The organism is Citrobacter sp. wls826 (assembly GCF_005281245.1).
Classification (GTDB): domain Bacteria; phylum Pseudomonadota; class Gammaproteobacteria; order Enterobacterales; family Enterobacteriaceae; genus Citrobacter; species Citrobacter braakii.
On the sequence record NZ_SZWS01000061.1, the window covers coordinates 22703 to 26885 of the forward strand.

Genomic DNA, 4183 nt, shown 5'->3' on the forward strand with positions numbered 1-4183 from the left:
AATACTGAGGGGGGATAACCTTTCGTTGCCGGCGGCTCTCCGATCGCCAGGGCGATCTCACGTTGCGCCATCGCGTAGCGGGTGAGGGAATCCATAATCAGCAATACGTGCTGTCCACGATCGCGAAAATCTTCGGCGATACGCGTGGCATAGGCCGCGCCTTGCATACGTAACAGCGGCGAGACATCTGCGGGAGCGGCAATCACCACCGAGCGTGCACGACCGTCGGTACCGAGAATATTTTCAATAAAATCTTTAACTTCGCGACCACGTTCGCCAATCAGACCCACGACAATAACATCGGCCTGGGTATAGCGCGCCATCATGCCGAGCAGAACGCTTTTACCGACACCGGAGCCCGCGAAAAGTCCCATACGCTGACCGCGACCGACGGTTAACAACGCGTTGATGGGACGTACGCCGGTATCCAGGACGTGTTCAATCGCGGTGCGTTGTAGCGGGTTAAACGGCGGCGTAATCAGCGCCCCGGTTTCGGTGGTATCCGGGGCGGGCAGACCGTCGAGCGGTTTTCCGCTACCGTCAAGCACACGACCCAGCAATGCAGGGCCAAGCGGTAATTGCTTCCCGCTTTGCAGGCCTTCTCCGGCAATGTTTTTTGCGTACACGCGTGCGCCGGGCAGAACGCCTTCAACCTCTTCGAGGGGCATCAGAAACAGACGCTGACCGTTAAAGCCCACGACTTCACTTTCGACCTCCTGGGTTTCGTTGCCGTCCTGGCGTTCAATAACGCAGGTGGCGCCCAGCGGCAACTGTAATCCCGTGGCCTCCAGCACCAGCCCGGTGGCGCGGGTCAGGCGACCGTAACGGCGCACCGCAGGCAGTAGCGACATTTTCTCTTCGAAGCTGTCCAGCGTGTTGAGCCAGCGAGTCAGGCGAGTGGTCATTACACGACTCCCGGCGCTGCCAGACGGCAGAGTTCTTGCCAGCGCGTGGCGACGCTGGCATCCAGATCGCCTTCATCGGCAGAGACTTTACAGCCGCCGTGATGCAGCGTCGGATCGCCGCGCAGCCGCCAGCCGTGCAGGCTGAGGGTCGCACCGAGCATCTCCTCTACACGCTGGAGATCGTCCGGATGTACGCGTAGCTGCGGTTTACCGCTAAACAGCGGTTCTTGCTGCAACAGCTGTTGGATTTGTTTAATCAGCGCAGCGTTATCCACAATAGGCGTCTGACCTATAACCTGACGCGCAGCTTCCAGCGCCATTTGCATCAGACGCGAGGCAATGACGCTGTCCAGCGCGTCCAGCGTATTCTGAAACTCGCTCACCAGTTGCTGCATGCGGGCGTGGATCGGCGCATGCTGAGCGCGCGCCTGGTTCTGGCCTTGCTCCAGCCCCTGACTCAGGCCTTCCTGATAACCTTGTTCGTGGCCTTTTTGTCGACCTTCCGCCAGACCCGCGTTATAACCTTGCTCATGGGCCTGCAGTTGCAGCTGTGCGAGCTGCTGTTCAAGCTGTTGCTCTGCGGAAAGCTCTGGTTCTTCTGTTTCTTCTGACAGCGGGGTTTCGCTGTGGTCAGCCAGGACGAACTCCGCCATCGGTGGGGCGAGGTCGTCCGGGGTCCAGACTTTCCACGGCAGTTCGTTAGACATAGGTATCCTCGCCGCTGCCTATCACCATCTCGCCGGTTTCCGCCAGACGACGCACAATAAGCAGAATGGCTTTCTGTTCGTTTTCCACCTGCGACAAACGCACCGGACCGCGGTTGGCGAGGTCGTCGCGCAGAATATCGGCAGCACGTTGCGACATGTTGCGCAGGAACTTCTCGCGCAGCGGCTGTTCGGCACCTTTCAAGGCAATCAGCAACGATTCGGAATCCACTTCCTGCAGCAGGCGCTGGATACTGCGATCGTCGACATCCACCAGGTTCTCGAACAGGAACATCTCGTCGATAATTTTCTGCGCCAGCTCGCCGTCGAATTCGCGTACGGCGGTAATAACCGCTTCTTCCTGCTGGGTTTTCATCAGGTTGATAATTTCTGCCGCCGTTCTCACGCCGCCCATTTTGCTGCGCTTGAGGTTCTGGCCATCGAGTAGGCCGTTGAGTACCTCGGTCAGTTCTGCCAGCGCGGCAGGCTGTACGCCGCCAAAGGTGGCGATACGCAGCATCACGTCGTGACGTAAACGCTCGTCGAACAGCGCAAGAATATCGGCGGCCTGGCCCCGCTTGAGGTGCACCAGAATGGTGGCGATAATCTGCGGATGCTCGTCGCGGATAAGGTCGGCGGCGCTTTGCGGCTCCATAAAGTTAAGCGTTTCAATGCCGCTGGTGGTATCGCGGGTTTCCAGAATATCTTCCAGCAGACTGGAGGCACGTTCCTCGCCCAGCGCTTTCACCAGCACGGAGCGCAGATATTCGTTGGCGTTGATATTCAGCGCGGCAAACTGTTCGGCTTCTTGTTCAAATTCGGCCAGCACTTCCGTCAACTGCTTGTTGGAAATCTGGCGAACGTTGGCCATCGCCGTACTGAGCGCCTGAACTTCGCGCGTGGAAAGGTGCTTAAACACCTCCGCCGCGCGATCTTCGCCAATGGTCATCAGCAGGATGACGCTTTTATCGGTACCGGTAAGATTACTCATGATCGTTACTCATCCACTGGCGAATGACCAGCGCCACGACGCGCGGATCGTTATCTGACATTTCACGAATACGCTGACTCATGACTTCTGCTCCCAGACGCTGATTAGTACGACGCTGCTGGGTTTGTTCGTCTTTGCTGAGGCGAACTTCTACCGCTTCTTCGGTTTCCTGACGGACACGCGTTTGTTCTTGTACGGCTTTCGCTTCTTCACTGCGACGGACCAACTGCGGACGAACGGCTTTCCGCCACAGGATCCACGCCACCAACAGAACCAGCAACCAACGACCTGCGGACATTAACTGATCAATAAAGAACGGCTGTTTCCAGAACGGTAGCTCGCCAATGGAATCGTCGGTCGCCGTGAAGGGAGAGTTCACCACGTTCAGGGTATCGCCACGCTTGTCGGAGAATCCCATCGCTTCGCGGGTTAGATCCTCAATCTGTTTCATCTGCTCGGCGGTTAACGGCAACGGTTTGCCGTCTGGTAACGTTTTGTAGTTGACCACGACAGCCACCGAGAGACGCTGCACATCGCCAACGTTCATTTTGGTATGGCGAATGGTGCGGTCAACTTCATAGTTGCTGGTTTCATTGCGCTGAGTATTGCGCGGGCCGGCATTATTACTGTTATTCGCCGTCTGTGCGTTTTGCGTATTTTGCGCGTTTTGCTGATTAGCGGGTGGGTTGGCGATTGGCGCAGTATTTGCCGGAGCGGGCTGATTTGACAACGCGCCCGGGACGCCGCCTGGTGCTCCGCTACCGACCTGCTCACTGACGTTCAACTGACGAGAACGCAGCACGGCCTGGGACTCATCACCGTTTGGACGGTACTGTTCTTCGGTTTGCTCTTTGTTGGCAAAATCCAGCTGCGCGGTGACCTGCGCATGTACGTTACCGTTGCCGACAATCGGCGACAGAATTGATTCGATACGGCGCTGAACGCGGCCTTCGACGTCGCTGGCGTATTTCAGCTGCGCATCGTTAAGATCGCGGCTACTGGTATTCGACTGGGTTAACAGATGCCCCGCCTGGTCGACCAGCGTAACGTTGCCCGGCGGCAAGCCTGCAACAGCGCTGGAAACCAGATGCGTGACCGCACTGATCTGACCTTCATCCAGCGCGCGACCCGGCTCCAGGTTGACGGTGACGGAGGCTGAAGGCGCTTTTTGCTCACGCACAAACAGCGACGGTTTCGGCATAGCCAGATGCACGCGGGCGCGTTTTACCGGTCCCAACGTTTCAATCGTACGGGCTAATTCACCTTCCAGCGCGCGCTGGTAGTTGACCTGCTCGCTAAACTGGCTGATACCAAACTTTTCCTGATCCAGCAGTTCAAAACCCACCGCGCCGCCTTTGGGCAGACCTTGCTGCGCCAGACGTAAACGCAGTTCGTGGACTTTATCGGCAGGAACTTCAATGGCGCCGCTTCCCTCAGTAAAACGGTAGGGAACGTTCATCTGCGTCAGTTGGGTGACGATCGCGCCACCATCCTGATCGGAAAGATTGCTGAACAGCGTGCGGTAGTCAGGTGCTTTGGCCCACAGGACCATCGCCACGATGATCGCGACGGCAGCGGCTCCC

Annotated in this window: 4 protein-coding genes; all 4 read right to left on the reverse strand. The window is 57.7% G+C overall.

All coding sequences use genetic code 11. The annotated features are described in order from the left end of the window. The coding region (locus FDW87_RS22940; protein WP_252363233.1) for a FliI/YscN family ATPase at positions 1–905 on the reverse strand (905 nt) is incomplete at its 3' end. Next, positions 905–1612: a flagellar assembly protein FliH gene (gene fliH, locus FDW87_RS17555; protein WP_046274966.1), complete on the reverse strand. Its 708-nt coding sequence runs from the start codon at positions 1610–1612 to the stop codon at positions 905–907. The genes fliH and FDW87_RS22940, both read right to left, overlap by 1 nt. Continuing rightward, entirely contained in the window at positions 1605–2600 is a 996-nt protein-coding gene (gene fliG / locus FDW87_RS17560) for a flagellar motor switch protein FliG (protein WP_016153488.1), read from the reverse strand. The genes fliH and fliG overlap by 8 nt, the downstream gene beginning before the upstream one ends. Then, positions 2593–4183, reverse strand: a 1591-nt coding sequence (fliF, locus tag FDW87_RS17565; protein WP_137380045.1) for a flagellar basal-body MS-ring/collar protein FliF, incomplete at its 5' end; no start/stop codon positions are given. The genes fliF and fliG, both read right to left, overlap by 8 nt.